Origin of the sequence: Mesorhizobium sp. M1227 (assembly GCF_040318315.1) — a bacterium.
Classification (GTDB): domain Bacteria; phylum Pseudomonadota; class Alphaproteobacteria; order Rhizobiales; family Rhizobiaceae; genus Mesorhizobium.
Window position 1 is genome coordinate 14,394 of record NZ_JAMYLZ010000042.1, and the last position, 16,240, is coordinate 30,633.

Below are 16,240 nucleotides of genomic sequence, written 5' to 3' on the forward strand. Positions count from 1 at the left end.
GTCGCCAACTCCAATCGAAAGCCGAGTTTGAAAGATCATGCAATTTCTAGAAACCAAGGGAGGTACCAACATGCAACGCAGAACATTCCTGAAATCATCCGTAGCCTTGATGGCCATGACAATCGCTGCTCCTGTCCTGTTCGCCGGCCAGGCACGGGCGGACGCCACAGCCGACGCCATGGCGGTCGTCCAGAAATATGCGCAGAAGGTCACGGCCTGGGATGGCCCGACCACCGGTCCGAAGGCGCAGCAAGGCAAGACGATCGTCGTGCTCGCCGGCGACCTCAAGAACGGCGGCATCCTGGGCGTCACCAACGGCGTCGAGGAAGCAGCCAAGGCGATCGGCTGGGAGGTCAAGGTGATTGACGGCGCCGGCTCGATCGGCGGCCGCACCGCTGCCTTCGGCCAAGCCATGGCGTTGAAGCCGAATGGCATCGTCATCAACGGTTTTGACGCGGTCGAGCAGGCGCCGGCGCTGGAACAGGCCAAGGCCGCAGGTATCCCGTTGGTCTCCTGGCATGCCGGACCGGTGATCGGGCCCGACGAGAAAAGCGGCGTGTTCGCCAACGTGTCGACGGATGCCATGCAAGTCTCCACGGCCGCGGCCGACTGGGCCTACGCCGATGCCAAGGGCAAGCCCGGCGTCGTTATCTTCACCGATTCGACCTACGCCATCGCCATCGCCAAGGCAGACAAGATGAAGGCGGAGATCGAGCGGCTGGGCGGCAAGGTGCTCGAATATGTCGACACGCCGATCGCCGAGACCTCCCAGCGCATGCCGCAGCTGACCACTTCGCTGCTGCAGAAGTACGGCGATACCTGGACGCATTCACTGGCGATCAACGACCTCTATTTCGACTTCATGGGACCCTCACTTGCCGCCGCCGGCAAAGCCGGTACCGACGCGCCGATCAATGTCGCCGCAGGCGACGGTTCGGAATCGGCCTATCAGCGCATTCGCGCCGGTCAGTTCCAGAAGGTGACCGTTGCCGAACCGCTCAACTTGCAGGGCTGGCAATTGGTCGACGAGCTGAACCGCGCCATCGCTGGCGAAAAATGGTCGGGCTATCTGTCGCCGCTGCATGTGGTGACGGCCGACAATGTCGAGTTCGACGGCGGGCCGAAGAACGCATTCGACCCCGGCAATGGCTACCGCGACGCATACAAGAAGATCTGGGGCAATTAGGAGCCCGGCGATGCGGGCGCAATACGCGATGCGCCCGCATCTCATTCGCACGACAAATCCACGAATTGCACCGCGACCTGCCCTTGCCGGCCGGCGGCCATCCCAAGCGCAGAAAATCAGGAAACCCTCGCCATGATCATTCGCTACGCCCTGTTCGAAGGCGAAATCCACCCCGGACGCGAGAGCGAATTCCGGCGCTTTGTCAGGGAAAGGCTAGTGCCGTTGTGGACGCAATTTCCTGGAGCCGAGGAGGTGCGCGTTCTGGATGGCACGGCACGGGATGAGGGCGCCCCCGTCTATGCCATGGCGCTCGCCATCCGTTATCCCGACATGGACGCCTGCAACAAGGCGCTGCAGTCCGACGTTCGCTTTCAGAGCCGCGATGTGACCGGAGAGCTGCTCAAGATGTTCACCGGCCGTGTGCATCACCATGTTTTCGAAGCGAACGAGTTTCCAACCGCTCGATTACGGCGACGGGACGAGGTTTCAGAAATTCGCGTTCGAGGGCCTGGGCGAGATTGACTTCATCGTGGTCGGGGCCCGGCGTGGATCGTGTCGCTCGAACAAGGGAGCGGCTTGCAGAGCTGAATCCGGAGTTCGTCAGACGGACGATCGCACAGCTCATGATCATGCCAGACTACGAGGAGATGACTGCTGATAGCCTTGCCATTACAACAGCCCTGCTCGAAGAGGTGCTGTCGCCAGCGACATCATCCTGACCAACACCGGCAGCCGGCTTCGAGCGGGACCTTTAGAGCCCAGACGCCTTGGTGAGGTTGGTCCGGAAGATGGGAGTCTTTGAGCGACCCCGAGGGGAAGGTCGTTCGCGCAGGACGAATTCACGCCGATGACCCTTTCGAGACCTTGCGGAGCCGAATTCTCTTTTTGGAAGTCGGCATTAGCCGGAACCAGCATTCGCGCGGGCTTCTCCAAGCCGCCGATCAGCGGCAGGGAAGCGGCATGGCCCTAGCCTGCTTGGGCGTGGCGAACGTCCACACGGGGCGGTGCTGACGTCGCGACTTTGTGAAGCTGAAAGACTTCCGTCGCTTCGCCGCGCCCGCGCAACCTGTGCTTGCCCGCCGGGATCGTTTCGAACTTTTCGTCGAGCCGCGAAACAGTCTCGCCGGAAATCGCGATGGCGGTCGCGGCATCTGGTGCGAGCAACTTGCCGAGTTCCTGAAGCCGCTGGCTGATGTTCACGGTGTCGCCGACGATTGTGTAGTTCACGCGATCGGATGCGCCGATATTGCCGACGATGACGGAGCCCGTGTGGATGCCGATGCGGACGTGAAGCGGAGGCCGGCCTTTGCCAGCCGCTTCCAGATTGTCCTTGTCCAGCTCCTCGCGGATCGCCGCGGCGGCGCGGACGGCCGCGGCGGCATGGCCCTTCAGACGATCCGGCGCGCCGAAGAACGCCAGCATGCCGTCGCCCAGGAACTTGTCGACCGTGCCGCCATGTGCATCGACCGCGCCACACAGGATCGCGAAGTGGTGGTTCAGCAGCCTGGCCGCGGCTGCGGCGTCCATCTGCTCCGACAGCGTGGTGAACCCGACGATGTCGGTAAACATTACGGTGACGACCGCTTCGCGCGGTTCGGCGATGCCGACCTCTCCGGTGCGCACCAGCTTGGCCACCAGCGAGCGCGGAATATAGGTCGAGAATGCACGCAGACCGATCAGCATGGCGTTGAAGGCCGAAGCCTGGTTGTCCAACTCCAGAACCCTGCTGCGCGGCAGCGGAGTCACGCCGTCGAGATCGAAATCGGCAACGCGCATGGCCTGGCCGGCGATCGCCTGGATCGGTCGCGACAGGCGCCTCCCAAGCAGGATCGCGACGATGACCGCCACGGCCATCGCCCCGACACCGAGCAGGGCCGATCCCAACACGCGCTCGATCTCCTTGCTGATCTGACTGGTCTCGAAATACGCGCCGAGCGTCCAGGGCTTGTCGCCATAGCCTGCGATCTTGCGGGTGATGGCGATGTAGGTGGCGTCGCCGCTCCACTCGGACGCATTGTCCACGCTGCGGTCGATCTCGGCGATTTCTATGTCGCGGGCGCGGCGCGTGTCGAAATCCCGCTCTACCTTCCGCGCGCTATAGGCGGCCAATACCGGATCGCCATACGTGGCCAGCGGCGTCAGCGGCAGGACGCCGTTCTTCAGAGCGTCGGGATCGGCCAGCCTTTGGTCGGCGAGCACGCGGTCTTCGCCATCGAGAATGAAGGCATGCGTGCCAAATCGCGATGATAGCTCCCGCGTGATATCGGACAGTTTCTGCAATTCGACCGCCGCGATCACCCAGGCCTGCGTCACGCCATCACGTGCCAGCGGCACTGAGACATGCGCGTACAGGCCGAACTCGTTGGCTACGAATGCCCCCCATTGCCTGCCGCCGACCCGTCTGCGTTGTTCGAGGGCGGCGCGGACTTGGGGCGACTTCTCGGGCTTGGCCGGAAAATGCTCGATGGCGCCCGTTGCAACGTTGTTTTCGACTGAGCGCGCGGCGCCGCGGCAGACCAGGTCGGGGGTGCAGATCAGCATCGCCTCGACCCCCGAGGCGGTAGCCAGAGCACCGGCAACGGCTGCAGACATCGCCTCGTCGTCGATCTGGAACTCGCCCTGGGCATACAGCTGCGCGATGCCGTCGACCGCGTTCTCGGCGTCCCCCATCTCTGCGCGCAGCGAGTCCTCCATCGCATCGATCAGGAGTGTCGACTGGGCGCCGAGCAAGTCGAACGTGTTGCGAAAATTGGCGCCGACCGACAACGCGAGCACGCCCCCGACCGACAGGAATACGAGGCTGCCAAAACTCAACGCCATGATGACCGCAATAGGGATGCGACGCCGCTTCTTTTCGGGGCGGGCCAGACGCACTGGTTGTGCGGACGTGCTCATGCAACAAGTGTCGCAATGCGCCACCGAATTGCAAGCCCCGTGACGGCTTTAAAGAGGGCGCGCCCCGAATGCACGAGCCTCGTTGCTTCCGTGCCCAGCGCATCACCCGAATGTCCACTTCGGAAGATGTTTCTCAATTTCTGTTCATGGCGCGCCCGTTCCGGTTCAGATCGATCGCAGCAATGTGAGGCTTCCACCCGACCGTTGCTCATCCATGGCAGCCGCAATGAACGGCTATTCACAAAGCGGACCTTTGGTGAGGACAGAAATTGCCGCTTGCCCCGATGCAGCCATGAAAGGACAGTCCATGTCAGGACGCACATCAGATCAGGATGGCGCAAGGAGGCTCGGCGGACCCCGACACCTCGACTACGACGCCACGGCGGTGCAATTGCGGTGCGACTACGATCCGCGCCACGCACGCCTCCCAAGCGTTGGCTATTGTCATTGCATTTTGGCTGGCGGCAGATCGAGCCATAGCAAATCCGCCTCCAGCTCGCGCCAGTCCTTGCTATGTGCGCGGCTTGATAATTGATGCTAATTCCAACCGAACCATAAACTGCCCCAACATACAATTTCGCTAAAATGCCCCGGAACCTATTGCTGCTCTGCGTCTTGACTCGCCGTCGGAGGGTGCATGCGTAACGCCACAGACGGGCTTTCTTTCATTGAGTTCCAGTCGCCGACGCTGGTCGAGAATGCGCCCGAGGGCGGCGAATGGCTTCATGAGATCAAGTACGACGGCTACCGCACCGAACTCATCATTGAGGGCGGCAAAGCGAGAGCCTTCACGCGCCGTGGCTACGACTGGTCGCACCGGTACCGACGAATTGTTCAAGCGGCGGCGGGCTTGCCGGTGAAGGCGGCGATCATCGACGGGGAGGCTGTCGTTCTCGGCGACACTGGCCTGCCGGACTACCAAGCGTTGGAACGGGAGTTGGGCAACCCAGACTCGCCGAGGCTCATCTTCTGCGCATTCGACCTGCTGCACCTCAACGGGCGCGATCTGCGGCAGCAGCCGCTCGTAAGGCGTAAGGCAGCCCTAGAGAAGCTGCTGAAGAACTCAGCCCCGACATTGACCTACGCCGAACATCTGGAGTTGGGCGGCACGGACGTGTTTGAACATGCCTGCCGCATGGGGTTGGAGGGCATCGTCTCCAAGCGCACCGATGCCACCTACCGCTCAGGGGTCCAGACCAGTTGGCTCAAGGTGAAGTGCATCAAGAGCGACACTTTCCCCATCGTGGCATTTGTCGAGAAGCTGGGCGCTCACCCGCGCCGCATCGCATCCCTCTACATCGGTCGCCGCGAGGGCGACCGACTGCTCTATGCCGGGAAGGCCCGCAGCGGCTACACCTTGAGCGTTGCTCAACTGGTTCGAGAGCGGCTCGACCCGCTGATCATCAGCAAGTCGCCTCTGTCAGAGCCCATCGTGAAGCCGAAGGCGACGTGGGTCAGACCAGAGGTGCTGTCCGAGGTACAGTTCAGCGGCGTCACTGATCGCGGCGTGTTGCGCGAGGCAGTATTCAAGGGTCTGCGAGAAGACCTGGTCGCGATCCCGGCCAAGCCTCCGGCGCCATCAAAGCGACGTGGACCAGCCCAGGAATATGGCGTTCCCAGCGAGAACATCCTGCAACTGCTGCCCGACGCGGTCTCGCCCTCCAAGGAAGAGCTTGCGCGCTACTGGCAGAGGGTTGCCGACTACGCACTCGTCCATCTCGGCCACCGACCGCTGAAGCTGGTCCGCCATGCTCTCGGGGCAACCTTCTACCACAAGGGCGCGCTGCCGAAGATCCCCGCAGCAGTGCATCAGTTGCGCGTTCAGAAGCGCGAGGGTGGCGAAGGTGTGCGCGTGTGGGTGGACGACCTTGCCGGCTTGCTGGGGCTGGTCAAGATGGATGCGGTAGAGCTGCATCCCTGGAACGCTACTGTTGACGACATCGAACATGCCGACCGGGTTGTTCTGGACCTTGATCCGGGCGAGGGGGTCGAGTGGGATGAAGTGATCGAGACCGCGCTAACGCTCCGCGACATCATGGAAGCGGAAGGTCTGCAGAGCTGGCCGAAGGTGACGGGCGGCAAGGGCATTCACCTGATGGCCCCACTTGAGACGAAGATCACGCACGACAATGCCCGGCTCCTTGCTCGATCGTTCGCCAAGCGCCTCGCTGAAGCTCATCCCGATCGCTATCTGCTCTCCGCTGCGCCGGCAGCCCGAAAGGGCCGCATCTTCATCGACTACCTTCGCAATGGGCGCGGCAACACGGCGGTCGGCGCCTTCTCCCCACGAGCGCGACTCGGCTTCCCAATCGCCCGTCCCGTGACCTGGAGCCAGGTGGAGGCAGCCATCCGTCCGGATGCGTTCACCATTGACCGTCCGTTTAGGGCGGCTGCGAGAAAAGCAGCGTGAGCAATCTCGCAGCGCATTCTATTAGCAGTGGGCGAAGACGCCCGGCGATTCCGCCGAACATTCGATCATGTCAACTACTTGCCGGACGGGTCGATCTCTATCCAGGCGGGCACATGATCACTCGGCTTTTCCCAGCCTCGCAGGTCAGCGTCCACGCCCGCGTCACGTAACCTGTTCGAAAGTGATGGGCTGACGAGGAGGTGGTCCATCCGCAGGCCGGAACTCCGATCATAACCGCCTCGGTAGGAGAAGTTCCAGTACGTGTAGATGCCTTTCTCCGGATGAATGCAGCGGACGGCATCCATCCAGCCATTGTCTAGCATTTCGGCGTAGGCCTGCCTGCTCTCCGGAAAGTAGACTGCGTCGCCCGTCCAACGTCTCGGCACCACCGCATCGATCGGCGTTGGCACGACGTTGTAGTCGCCGCACAGAACGCTTGTGATCCCCTCCTTGAGCAGTAGCTGGCCGTAGCTGATCAGACGGTCGAACCAGCGGAGCTTATAGTCGAATTTCGGGCCGGGAGCTGGATTGCCGTTGGGCAGGTAGATGCACCCCACGACGATCCCATCCACCTCTGCCTCGATATACCGGCTGTGAGTATCGTCAGGGTCACCCGGCAGGCCGCGTCGACGCTCCAGGGGCTCCTTTCCCCGTGCGAGTATAGCTACACCGTTGTAGGACTTTTGCCCGTGCCAGATCGCGCCATAACCGGCGTTCCTGACGGCTTCCGCGGGAAATTTCTCGTCCGAAGTCTTCAGTTCCTGAAGGCACACGATGTCATAGTCGGTCTGACCCAGCCACTTGATGAGCAAGGGCAGGCGACCGTTCACGCCGTTGACGTTAAAGGTTGCGATACGGGTCATCCGAAGTTCTCAACAACCCTCGGCGATTTGCGCATGGAAGGCTCAGATGTTGATGCTTGCATCATGCCGCCAAAGGGAGGCCTTGTCAGTCGTCTTTCTAGAATGGCGGTCGAGCGGTTTCAGCGAGCTTTTCCGCGTGCCAGATGGCGCAATGAGCGCAGGAGCTGGTCGTCGGGAGCGTCGTAGGCGAAGTCGCGAGCGGTAGATGCGGCGCGCACAATCCGGCGTTAGGGCGGCCGCAACGCACGGACGGGTGGAGCTTGGGCAGGTCTACTGCTGATTGAGGGCGACCGCCTTGGGTCCAGTGGGTTTAAGTAATGCTGCGAAGGAATCCTATATGGCCGAGCCACAGCTCTCAATTCGTAGCGGCAAGGCGGGCGATCTTGCGAAGGGTTGAACCGAAGCACGGCTCGACCTTGTGGACCACATCGGCCATGGTCTTGTCCGACCGGACCCGCTGCTTGTGCTGGACGGCATCCTTGCCCAGCCCGGCAGTTCGGCCGACTTCGTCGCTCGTCGTGCGAAAGGCGTCGGCAATCGTGCGCGGAGCGAAGAAGCCATTGTCGGAGTACTGGACCAGTGCCATCTCACTGCCTAACCGCAAAATGCCTCATAACCTGAGGAGATATAGCGTCAAAATGGGAGGTCTTTGAGAGAAGAAGCCGACAAGAGGAATAATAAGCCGTGACCATGCGGTGTTTAGCTGGTCTATTCACCGCATAAATTGCGGCAAATGATCTTGCATATACGACGATTGAGGCCCATATTCGACGCAAAAAGTGCGGAGAATATGGCGACCTATATCTACGAGCGTGAAAACTGGCCGCAGTTCGAGTGGCGCAGCCAGGACCTTGCCGATCAACTGGCGACGGTGCGCCATCGGCAGGGCCGGCTGCTGGGGCGGATGGAGGCGCTAGGCTTCGAATTGCGTGCCGAGGCGATGCTTCAGACCCTAACGGAGGACGTTCTCAAATCCAGCGAAATTGAGGGTGAAATTCTCGACAAGGAACAGGTGCGGTCGTCCATCGCCCGCCGACTGGGCATGAATATTGGCGCACTGGCGCCGGTCGACCGCGATGTCGAGGGCGTGGTCGAGATGATGCTCGACGCAACTCAGAACTATCAGGCGCTACTTACGGATGAGCGGTTGTTCGCCTGGCATGCGGCCCTGTTTCCGACGGGTCGCAGCGGCATGACGAAGATTATCGTCGGTGCGTGGCGGCATGAAGCCTCTGGTCCGATGCAGGTCGTCTCAGGTCCCATCGGTCGGGAGAAAGTCCACTATGAAGCTCCAGCAGCGGCCCGGCTTGAGCTTGAAATGGCCTCGTTCATCGACTGGTTCAACCGTTACGCGCCGCTTGATCCCGTTCTGAAGGCGGGGGTCGCCCATCTATGGTTCGTCACCATCCATCCCTTCGAGGATGGCAACGGCCGTATCGCCCGCGCGATCGCCGACATGATGTTGGCGCGATCGGAGGGCAGCGCTCAGCGGTTCTATAGCATGTCCGCGCAAATCCGGGCGGAGCGGAAGGACTACTACGCGATCCTCGAACGGACGCAGAAGGGCAGTCTCGACATCACCCCTTGGCTGCAATGGTTTCTAAGCTGCCTCGACCGCGCCTTCAGCGGGGCCGAGGAGATTTTGGCCAATGTGCTGCGCAAGGCCCGTTTTTTGGAGGAGATGGTCCAACGACCTCTAAGCGAACGCCAGCGCAAAGTCGTCAATCGGCTCCTGGACGGCTTCGAAGGCAAGCTCACCTCCTCGAAATGGGCAGTGCTGACCAACACCTCACCTGACACGGCCTTGCGCGATATCAATGATCTCCTGGCGCAAGGGATACTCGTGAGAGATGAAGCCGGTGGGCGAAGCACGAGCTATTCGCTGGCAGGATTGGATGATGGGCCGGATCGCGCGCCTCGGCGACATCGTTGAAACAGGAGCGCGAGCCGACAGCGCGCGCCCAAAGCATGATTGGCCCGCTCGATTGGTTCGGAGAATGCGTCTATGCCGTTTGTCGCTCGGCACTGGTCCATCGGGTTCGGTCGCAAGCCGTTAGGGCCAGTCATTGACGAACTTTCCGCCTTGATAGCCGCCATTGAAGCCCCAGCGAGCGGTTTGATAGGCTGCAAAACCCCTGAATCGCGCTTTGGCTTTGCCTAGGCACCCAACGCCTTCTGGTTTCGCCATCCTGACAGCACCACAACCCGTACGGCAACCGACGCTGGGCCGGACATTTTATCTCCTATTTCTGCGCAGCCGCAACTCGCTGCAACATCGGTTTTGACATCAAGCCATCAGATGCCATCTTGCTAGCAGGCGAAATGAGCCTATACAATGGGTGCCAAGGAGTCCGATATGGCCGAGCCACAACTCTCAGTCCGCAGCGCCAAGGCGCGTGATCTTGCACACCGGCTTGCCCGTCGTGAAAACCGCTCGATTGCGGAGGTGGTCGAGCGCGCCCTCGAATCTTACGAGGTCCGCGAGGCCGGTCGTGAGCCTGCTTCTGCCTTCTACCCGCGGCTTTCAGCGCAATCCGGCACAGACATCGACCTTGAGGCGGTGATCCGTGAGAGTCGCCGGCCGAATCGAGGCGTCGAGCTTTGATCTTTGTCGATACGAACGTCGTTTCCGAAACGTTGAAAAAGACCCCAGACGAGGCGGTCATTGCCTGGCTGATCCGATACGATGCCGAACTCGCGCTTCCAACCGTGACGATTGCCGAGATCGCGTTCGGCATCCAGAAGATAAGACCGGATCAACGTGCCGAACGGCTGGAGCAAGGGTTGTCGGACTGGCGCCGGCGTTTCGCAGACCGTATCTTCGGTCTGACAGAAGAGGCTGCGCTGGTTTATGGGGAAATTATGGGTGCTGCTGCTCGCCAGGGACGCGGCATGTCGGCACCCGATGGCATGATCGCGGCGATCGCTCGAGTAAACGGGGGCCGCCTCGCCACGCGCAATCTGACTGACTTCGAGACGGCAGGACTCGTTCTGACATCTCCGTGGGAGTTCTGAAGCATTTTCCTGTCGTCGCTTTTGTTCAAGCCCCATCTGCCTGTCAAAGACGGGCTGAAAGGCCGTCAAAGCGCAGGCGAGCGATATCAGGTCAATTTGCATGTCGTCAAAATCCCCTGAAGGTCACTCGAAGCGCCTCAGCGGCAGCCTGACCGAGTACGGCAACCGACCTGCCTTTTCTTCGGGAAAACCATTAGGCTCGCTGGGCTTGCGAGACGGCGAGAGATGCCCGATCTGAAACAGATGCCGGATGTGAAACAATTGAAATTGCTCGGCGTCCTGGCAGCGACGGCGATCGGTCTATATGTCTGTTATCTGCTGGCATGGCCTTTTTTGCCGGCATTGACCTGGGCGCTCGTCCTGGCAATTATTCTGTCTCCGGCTCACCGGTGGGTTGAGAGACGGGTCGGAAATCGAAACCTGGCAGCGCTGATATCGGTAAGCGTCGCGGCGATCGCCGTCGGCCTGCCGCTGGCGCTCGTCGCACAACAGCTCGTTCGCGAGGCGGTAAACGGAGCGACTTATCTGGAGGAGGTCATCCGCGGTTGGGACGCAGTCGGCTTCATGTCTGGCTATCCCACGCTTTCGGCCATTGCCCAATGGATCGAGAACCAATTCGATCCGGCCGGCTCAGTCGCCGCATTCGTGCAATGGCTGACGGGACAAAGCACATCGCTATTGCGTGGCTCCATGTATCAAGTCGCGATGTTCGGCCTGACATTTTATCTTCTGTTCTATTTTCTGCGCGACCGCCAACATGGCCTGCAAGCCGTCGCGGGCCTTTCGCCCCTGCGCGCTCCGGAGACAGCCTACATCTTGTCTCGCTTTGCGGAGACCGTCCATGCAACACTGCTCGGCACCGTGTTCGTCGCCGCCGTCCAGGGAACATTTGGTGGCCTGATGTTCTGGTGGCTCGGCCTGCCGACGCCAGTCTTTTGGGGCCTTGTCATGGGACTTCTTGCCATCGTGCCCGTGCTCGGGGCGTTTGTGATCTGGGTGCCCGCAGCGGTCTATCTCGCACTGGAGGGAGCTTGGGCCAGCGCAGCGATATTGACCGTCTGGGGCGGCGTCATCGTCGGCGGCATCGACAATCTGCTCTATCCGATGCTTGTCGGGAATCGGTTGCGCCTCCACACGGTGGTGGCCTTTATCGGCGCGGTCGGCGGCATCGTCTTGTTCGGAGCATCCGGCCTTGTCCTCGGACCTGCGGTGATCGCCATCACAATCAGCCTCATCGACGTGCTAAAGACTCGATTGACCGACCGGCCGACGCCGGCGCGCGCTGGTGAGCTACCGCATCAGTCCGTGACGGATTGATCAAGCGCGAAAAGGGCGCTGGTCTTCGAGTGGTAGCGCGAAACCTGAACAACCTCTGGGCGGAGATCTCAACGAAGGCAAGCACATCAGCCAGGCTGCTGTATTGCGGCAAGCTTCCAGTCACCGCCGTTCTGCCGCGTAAAGGTCCACAGTTCGACCGTCTCCGTCGGCTGATCGGCCCCGCCCTCAACGACCTTGCCGCTGATGCGGTCGCGGGTCACGTCGCGAGACTCATAGCGCAAAGCAGCCGTCGCGTAGTCGCGATCACCCTCCCGCCAACTTTCCGCAATATCGGCCTCCAGCAGGCTGACGTCCGACACGTCGTTCCTGACGCCCTTTTTGGCATTGTCGGCAAGTTCCTCGGACAGATAGGACACCATCTCGGATGTCACCAACCGGCGCAATGCAGCATGATCTTCGCGCCCGAATGCCTCCTGAACTTCCGTCAGCCGTTGCTGGAACGTGTCGAGGTCGGTTTGGGTGAGTGTGATCTCATCGGAAGCATTGTCTTGGTTCGTTCCGCCATATCCTGACCCAATGCCTGGAATGGGGAACGCTGCGGTGTTGCTCGGGTCAGGCCGGGCTGCAGCGCTTCGCCCAAAGGTCCCGGTGCCTCGCGAGGCACCGGCCATAGCGGGTGCCGGGTTTTGCGCCGCCTGCGAGCGGAAAAAGCGGATCGCCAGCATGATCGCGCCGCCGAACAGCAGTACTTGGAGCAAAAGACCCAACATGCCGGCCAAGCCGCCGAACCCATGACCCAGAAGAACGCCGATCAAACCGCCGAGAAGCAGCCCACGTATCATCGATCCGCCGAGGCCGTTGAAGAAGCCCGGGCGCTGGAATGCCTGCGGCTGACGGGCCGCATTGTTCGTGGCCGCATTGGGCGTCATCGAGCGCTCGACCGGTGCGGCCGGTTGCGGCGCAACTCTGGTCGGCGGGACCGGCTGGAAAGTGCGCATGCCGCGACTGCCGAAGCTGCCGCCACGGCGCGCATCGGCGTGATCCACAGCGACCATGGAAAATGCCAGGAACAACCCCACAAACAAAACTGCAAACCGTCCCCAACGCGAAATCAGCATAGGCAAGTCCTCAAGTGACACTCTTTCCGCTCATATGGGGTGCGTCGATCGAAATAGCAGTGAATCGTCCGTCGAGATATTTTCGGGCGGCATGGTCGGCCGCCCGCCGGTGTTCACGACGAGAATGTCTGCCCTACCCAAGCGCGATGATCGCTGTTCGACCACGCAGGCTCCCGCACCCGGCCGACCGGCATCGGTCGCGTCAACAGCATCGCTCATGCAAGCCTCTGGTCATCGATGTCCCCGGCGATGATGCCGAGGTCTCCCGGCGAAGACTCGATTGACTTACAGCTTTCCTATGTACTATCAACATATCTGGAAAACCTGCCATACAGGTTTGCCCACTCCTGAACGGGAGATTGCGTGAGCACGGCCGTATCCGCAAAACATTCCGACGCAGCGAGCCTGGTCAGCAATACGATCGGCGAGATCACGCGCCATATCCGCGCGCATGAGCTCGGGCCCGGCGACCGGCTGCCCAGCGAGGCCGCGCTTTCGAGACAATTGAGCGTCTCGCGTACCGTGGTTCGCGAGGCCTTCAGCTCGCTCGCCGCCATGCGGCTTATCGACCTGAGGGCGGGCAGACGGGCTACCGTCGCCGAGCTGGATTATGGCGCGATGTCACTGGTGATCGAGCATGGCGTCCACACCGAGCAGATCACGGTGCAGCAAATCTATGACGTGCGCCGCACGATTGAGACCCGCACCGCCATGCTGGCGGCCTTGCGCAGAACAGCCGACGAAGTGGAAAGGATCAGAACGCACGCGCTCGCCATGCTCGAGAATTTCCAGCGGCCGGAACAGGTCATGGAGCACGATCTCGCCTTTCACCTCGAAATCGCCAAGGCTGCGAAGAATCCGGTTTTCAGCCTCATCGTCGGCGCGTTCGAGCGCGTATCGCGCCAGACCTGGCCGATCGGCTGGCGGACCCGCCCTTCGGATGCCGAGCAGTTGGCGATGATCCAGATCCATATCGACCTCGCCGAAGCAATCGAGACCGGTGATCCCCAGTCGGCGCGTGACCTGATGGCGAGGCATTTTGACGAGAGCGTCAAGGCCCTGCTGGCGGCCGGCATCGCCTGAGGAGCAGGGGCGCAATGAAGATCACGAAACTGGAAACGCTGCGGCTCAAGGAGCGGCCGAACCTTCTGTGGGTCCTGGTTCACACGGACGAAGGCCTCGTCGGACTCGGCGAGACCTTTTTCATGGCTGAAACCGTCGAGACCTATCTGCACGAATATGTCGCGCCGTGCGTGATCGGGCGCGACCCCTTGCAGATCGACCTGCTTGCCGCCGACCTCGTCGGCTATCTCGGTTTCCGATCGACGGGCGCGGAAGTCAGGGGCAATTCCGCTTTCGACATCGCGCTTTGGGATCTGTTCGGAAAGGCGACGGGTCAGCCGATCGCACAACTCCTCGGCGGGTTCACCAGGCACGAGATCAGGACCTACAACACCTGTGCCGGAACCGAATACATCAAGAAGGCCACCGGGCAGACGACGGCCAACTACGGGCTCGATAAGCCTGGCGACGCCTATGATGATCTGAACGGCTTCCTTCACCGCGCCGACGAACTGGCGCATTCGTTGTTGGAGGAAGGCATCACGGCCATGAAGATCTGGCCCTTCGACATGGCCGCCGAGAAAACGCGCGGCCAGTATATATCGCAGCCCGACTTGAATTCCGCGCTGGCGCCGTTCGAGAAAATCCGCAATGCGGTCGGCGACAAGATGGACATCATGGTTGAATTCCATTCAATGTGGCAGCTGCTGCCGGCCATGCAGATCGCTCGCGAGCTTGCCCCCTACAAGACCTTCTGGCACGAAGATCCAATCAGGATGGACAGCCTGTCCAGCCTGAAACGCTATGCCGAGGCTTCGCTGGCGCCGATATCGGCTTCGGAAACGCTCGGTTCCCGGTGGGCCTTCCGCGACCTTCTCGAAACCGGAGCGGCCGGTGTCATCATGCTTGATATCAGCTGGTGCGGCGGGCTCTCGGAGGCGCGCAAGATCGCTGCCATGGCTGAAGCATGGCACCTGCCGGTCGCGCCACACGACTGCACAGGTCCAGTGGTGCTCGGCGCATCGACCCACCTGTCGATGAATGCGCCGAACGCGCTTGTCCAGGAGAGTGTCAGGGCCTTTTACAAGACCTGGTACCGCGACCTTGTGACCGCTTTGCCGCAGGTGAAGAACGGCATGATCACCGTGCCTCCCGGACCGGGCCTCGGCATGGAACTGAACCCGGAGATCGATCGCGCCTTCACGGCGCTTCGACGGGTGAGCGAGGCATCTACTCTCTGAAAATGAACCTGAAGCAGCTTTCTACGGAGGAGGAGAACCATGAAGAAGCTACTTATCTCGGCAGCCTTGGCAGCAGTACTGGCTGGAGGCTCGGCAATCGGCTCACGCGCACAGGAGCCGATGAACATCGTCTTCACGCATCATTCGTCGGCGTCGAACCCGTTCTGGCAGGCGGTGAAGAAGGGCTTTGACGACGCCTGCGCCAAGATCCAGGCCAATTGCCAGATGGTCTTCACGCAGACCGAAGGTTCGATCGAGCAACAGTCGGCCAACATGCAGGCGGCACTCGCGGCAAAACCGGACGCGCTGATCACCTCGATCGTCGACAACAATGCCTTCGACCAGATCATCGCCGACGCCCGCGCTGCCGGCGTCACGGTCATCGCGTCCAACGTCGACGACACCGAGGGTGCAGCCGGCAATGCCCGCCAGGCCTTCATCGGCCAGGGCTTCATTCCCGCCGGCTACGAACTCGGCAAGAAGATGTCCGAGTTCTTCCCCAAGGAAGGCAAGATCAGGGCGCTCGTCGGCGTCTCCGCGCCCGGTCAGAACTGGTCGGAACAGCGCGCTGCCGGCGTCATGAAGTTCCTTGAGGAATACAAGGCGGCGAATGCCGGACGCGAAGTGGTCATTGAACGGCTCGACACCGGCACAGATGGCGCCGTCGTCGCCGATCGTGTTGGCGCCTATCTCTCTGCCCACCCGGACACCACGGTGTATTTCGACACCGGCCTTTGGCATGCCTACGTGGCCCAGGTCCTGATCGATCGCGGGATCGAGCCGGGCAAGGTGCTGATGGGCGGCTTCGACATCGTCTCGGAAGTCCTGCAACAGATGGAAGCGGGTTACATCCAGGTTCAGGTCGACCAGCAGCCCTACATGCAGGGCTTCATGCCGGTGATGGAAGCCTATCTCGCCAAGAACGTCGGTCTGCTGCCAGCAGACATCGACACCGGCAAGGGCATCATCGTCAAGGAAGACGTGCCGAAGCTCAAGGAACTGGCCGCACAAGGCGTGCGGTAGGCGCGAAGCCAGCGTCCTCTCCTCGTTCTTTACGCGGAGGGGGCAAGGGGAGGGCCAGGCAGCACGGCTTTGGGCGTCGGCTCCGTCCCATCCTCCAACGGCATCTCCCATGTCAGGGGCGGTAGCCGACAAACTGCCGCCATCCCCTT

The 16,240-nt window shown here is 61.4% G+C and carries 15 protein-coding genes; 11 read left to right on the forward strand and 4 right to left on the reverse strand.

The window, feature by feature from the left end; translation table 11 throughout:
* The first annotated feature begins 70 nt into the window (after positions 1 to 70).
* The 3 genes from NKH28_RS29835 to NKH28_RS29845 all read left to right on the forward strand — a co-directional run bounded on the left by NKH28_RS29835 (position 71) and on the right by NKH28_RS29845 (position 1,905).
* On the forward strand, positions 71 to 1,186 hold the full coding sequence (locus NKH28_RS29835) for an ABC transporter substrate-binding protein (RefSeq protein WP_352541837.1): 1,116 nt from the start codon (positions 71 to 73) through the stop codon (positions 1,184 to 1,186).
* A gap of 132 nt (positions 1,187 to 1,318) precedes the next feature.
* Entirely contained in the window at positions 1,319 to 1,708 is a 390-nt protein-coding gene (locus NKH28_RS29840; protein WP_352541838.1) for a hypothetical protein, read from the forward strand.
* Between the two features lie 23 nt (positions 1,709 to 1,731).
* The gene (locus NKH28_RS29845) at positions 1,732 to 1,905 is read left to right on the forward strand and encodes a hypothetical protein (RefSeq protein WP_352541839.1); all 174 of its coding nucleotides are present in this window, start codon (positions 1,732 to 1,734) and stop codon (positions 1,903 to 1,905) included.
* 247 nt (positions 1,906 to 2,152) lie between these two features.
* Here the strand turns inward: NKH28_RS29845 and NKH28_RS29850 are convergent, their stop codons facing one another.
* Positions 2,153 to 4,081 carry an adenylate/guanylate cyclase domain-containing protein gene (locus NKH28_RS29850; protein WP_352818779.1) on the reverse strand — a complete coding sequence of 643 codons (1,929 nt, stop codon included), beginning with the start codon at positions 4,079 to 4,081 and terminating at the stop codon, positions 2,153 to 2,155.
* A 637-nt stretch (positions 4,082 to 4,718) separates the two neighbouring features.
* Between NKH28_RS29850 and ligD the strand changes: the two genes are divergently transcribed.
* A complete protein-coding gene (gene ligD, locus NKH28_RS29855) occupies positions 4,719 to 6,491 on the forward strand; it encodes a DNA ligase D (protein ID WP_352981035.1) in 1,773 nt (590 codons plus the stop codon).
* 74 nt (positions 6,492 to 6,565) lie between these two features.
* Here the strand turns inward: ligD and xth are convergent, their stop codons facing one another.
* Together xth and NKH28_RS29865 are read right to left on the reverse strand one after the other, a co-directional pair.
* On the reverse strand, positions 6,566 to 7,354 hold the full coding sequence (gene xth / locus NKH28_RS29860) for an exodeoxyribonuclease III (protein WP_352818773.1): 789 nt from the start codon (positions 7,352 to 7,354) through the stop codon (positions 6,566 to 6,568).
* 355 nt (positions 7,355 to 7,709) lie between these two features.
* On the reverse strand, positions 7,710 to 7,940 hold the full coding sequence (locus NKH28_RS29865) for a hypothetical protein (RefSeq protein WP_502904314.1): 231 nt from the start codon (positions 7,938 to 7,940) through the stop codon (positions 7,710 to 7,712).
* Between the two features lie 204 nt (positions 7,941 to 8,144).
* On the opposite strand from NKH28_RS29865, the gene NKH28_RS29870 reads away from it, so the two are divergent.
* The 4 genes from NKH28_RS29870 (at position 8,145) to NKH28_RS29885 (ending at position 11,686) form a co-directional block, all read left to right on the forward strand.
* Entirely contained in the window at positions 8,145 to 9,287 is a 1,143-nt protein-coding gene (locus NKH28_RS29870) for a Fic family protein (protein ID WP_352818770.1), read from the forward strand.
* A gap of 423 nt (positions 9,288 to 9,710) precedes the next feature.
* Complete coding sequence (locus NKH28_RS29875) at positions 9,711 to 9,959, forward strand: plasmid stabilization protein (protein ID WP_352455498.1); 249 nt, start codon at positions 9,711 to 9,713, stop codon at positions 9,957 to 9,959.
* Complete coding sequence (locus tag NKH28_RS29880) at positions 9,956 to 10,369, forward strand: type II toxin-antitoxin system VapC family toxin (RefSeq protein WP_352541844.1); 414 nt, start codon at positions 9,956 to 9,958, stop codon at positions 10,367 to 10,369. Before NKH28_RS29875 ends, NKH28_RS29880 begins: the two co-directional genes overlap by 4 nt.
* A 225-nt stretch (positions 10,370 to 10,594) precedes the next feature.
* Positions 10,595 to 11,686: an AI-2E family transporter gene (locus NKH28_RS29885; RefSeq protein WP_352981036.1), complete on the forward strand. Its 1,092-nt coding sequence runs from the start codon at positions 10,595 to 10,597 to the stop codon at positions 11,684 to 11,686.
* Positions 11,687 to 11,772: 86 nt separating this feature from the next.
* Here the strand turns inward: NKH28_RS29885 and NKH28_RS29890 are convergent, their stop codons facing one another.
* Positions 11,773 to 12,762 carry a Tim44 domain-containing protein gene (locus NKH28_RS29890; protein ID WP_352981046.1) on the reverse strand — a complete coding sequence of 330 codons (990 nt, stop codon included), beginning with the start codon at positions 12,760 to 12,762 and terminating at the stop codon, positions 11,773 to 11,775.
* Positions 12,763 to 13,128: 366 nt separating this feature from the next.
* On the opposite strand from NKH28_RS29890, the gene NKH28_RS29895 reads away from it, so the two are divergent.
* Genes NKH28_RS29895 through NKH28_RS29905 form a run of 3 tightly spaced genes read left to right on the forward strand, consistent with a single transcriptional unit; the run spans position 13,129 to position 16,091 of the window.
* Positions 13,129 to 13,848: a FadR/GntR family transcriptional regulator gene (locus NKH28_RS29895; RefSeq protein WP_352503247.1), complete on the forward strand. Its 720-nt coding sequence runs from the start codon at positions 13,129 to 13,131 to the stop codon at positions 13,846 to 13,848.
* Between the two features lie 14 nt (positions 13,849 to 13,862).
* Positions 13,863 to 15,068, forward strand: a complete 1,206-nt coding sequence (locus tag NKH28_RS29900) for a mandelate racemase/muconate lactonizing enzyme family protein (protein WP_352981037.1) — start codon at positions 13,863 to 13,865, stop codon at positions 15,066 to 15,068.
* Positions 15,069 to 15,107: 39 nt separating this feature from the next.
* Positions 15,108 to 16,091, forward strand: coding sequence for a sugar ABC transporter substrate-binding protein (locus NKH28_RS29905; RefSeq protein WP_502895713.1), 984 nt, complete (start codon positions 15,108 to 15,110; stop codon positions 16,089 to 16,091).
* Positions 16,092 to 16,240: the final 149 nt, after the last annotated feature.

What these genes read in the sequence shown, in the direction of transcription:
- NKH28_RS29850 (WP_352818779.1), bottom strand. Translation starts at nt 4,081, where the DNA reads ATGAGCACGTCCGCACAACCAGTGCGTCTGGCCCGCCCCGAAAAGAAG.
- NKH28_RS29835 (WP_352541837.1), top strand. Translation starts at nt 71, where the DNA reads ATGCAACGCAGAACATTCCTGAAATCATCCGTAGCCTTGATGGCCATG.
- NKH28_RS29840 (WP_352541838.1), top strand. Translation starts at nt 1,319, where the DNA reads ATGATCATTCGCTACGCCCTGTTCGAAGGCGAAATCCACCCCGGACGC.
- NKH28_RS29870 (WP_352818770.1), top strand. Translation starts at nt 8,145, where the DNA reads ATGGCGACCTATATCTACGAGCGTGAAAACTGGCCGCAGTTCGAGTGG.
- ligD (WP_352981035.1), top strand. Translation starts at nt 4,719, where the DNA reads ATGCGTAACGCCACAGACGGGCTTTCTTTCATTGAGTTCCAGTCGCCG.
- NKH28_RS29865 (WP_502904314.1), bottom strand. Translation starts at nt 7,940, where the DNA reads ATGGCACTGGTCCAGTACTCCGACAATGGCTTCTTCGCTCCGCGCACG.
- xth (WP_352818773.1), bottom strand. Translation starts at nt 7,354, where the DNA reads ATGACCCGTATCGCAACCTTTAACGTCAACGGCGTGAACGGTCGCCTG.
- NKH28_RS29875 (WP_352455498.1), top strand. Translation starts at nt 9,711, where the DNA reads ATGGCCGAGCCACAACTCTCAGTCCGCAGCGCCAAGGCGCGTGATCTT.
- NKH28_RS29905 (WP_502895713.1), top strand. Translation starts at nt 15,108, where the DNA reads ATGAAGAAGCTACTTATCTCGGCAGCCTTGGCAGCAGTACTGGCTGGA.
- NKH28_RS29900 (WP_352981037.1), top strand. Translation starts at nt 13,863, where the DNA reads ATGAAGATCACGAAACTGGAAACGCTGCGGCTCAAGGAGCGGCCGAAC.
- NKH28_RS29885 (WP_352981036.1), top strand. Translation starts at nt 10,595, where the DNA reads ATGCCCGATCTGAAACAGATGCCGGATGTGAAACAATTGAAATTGCTC.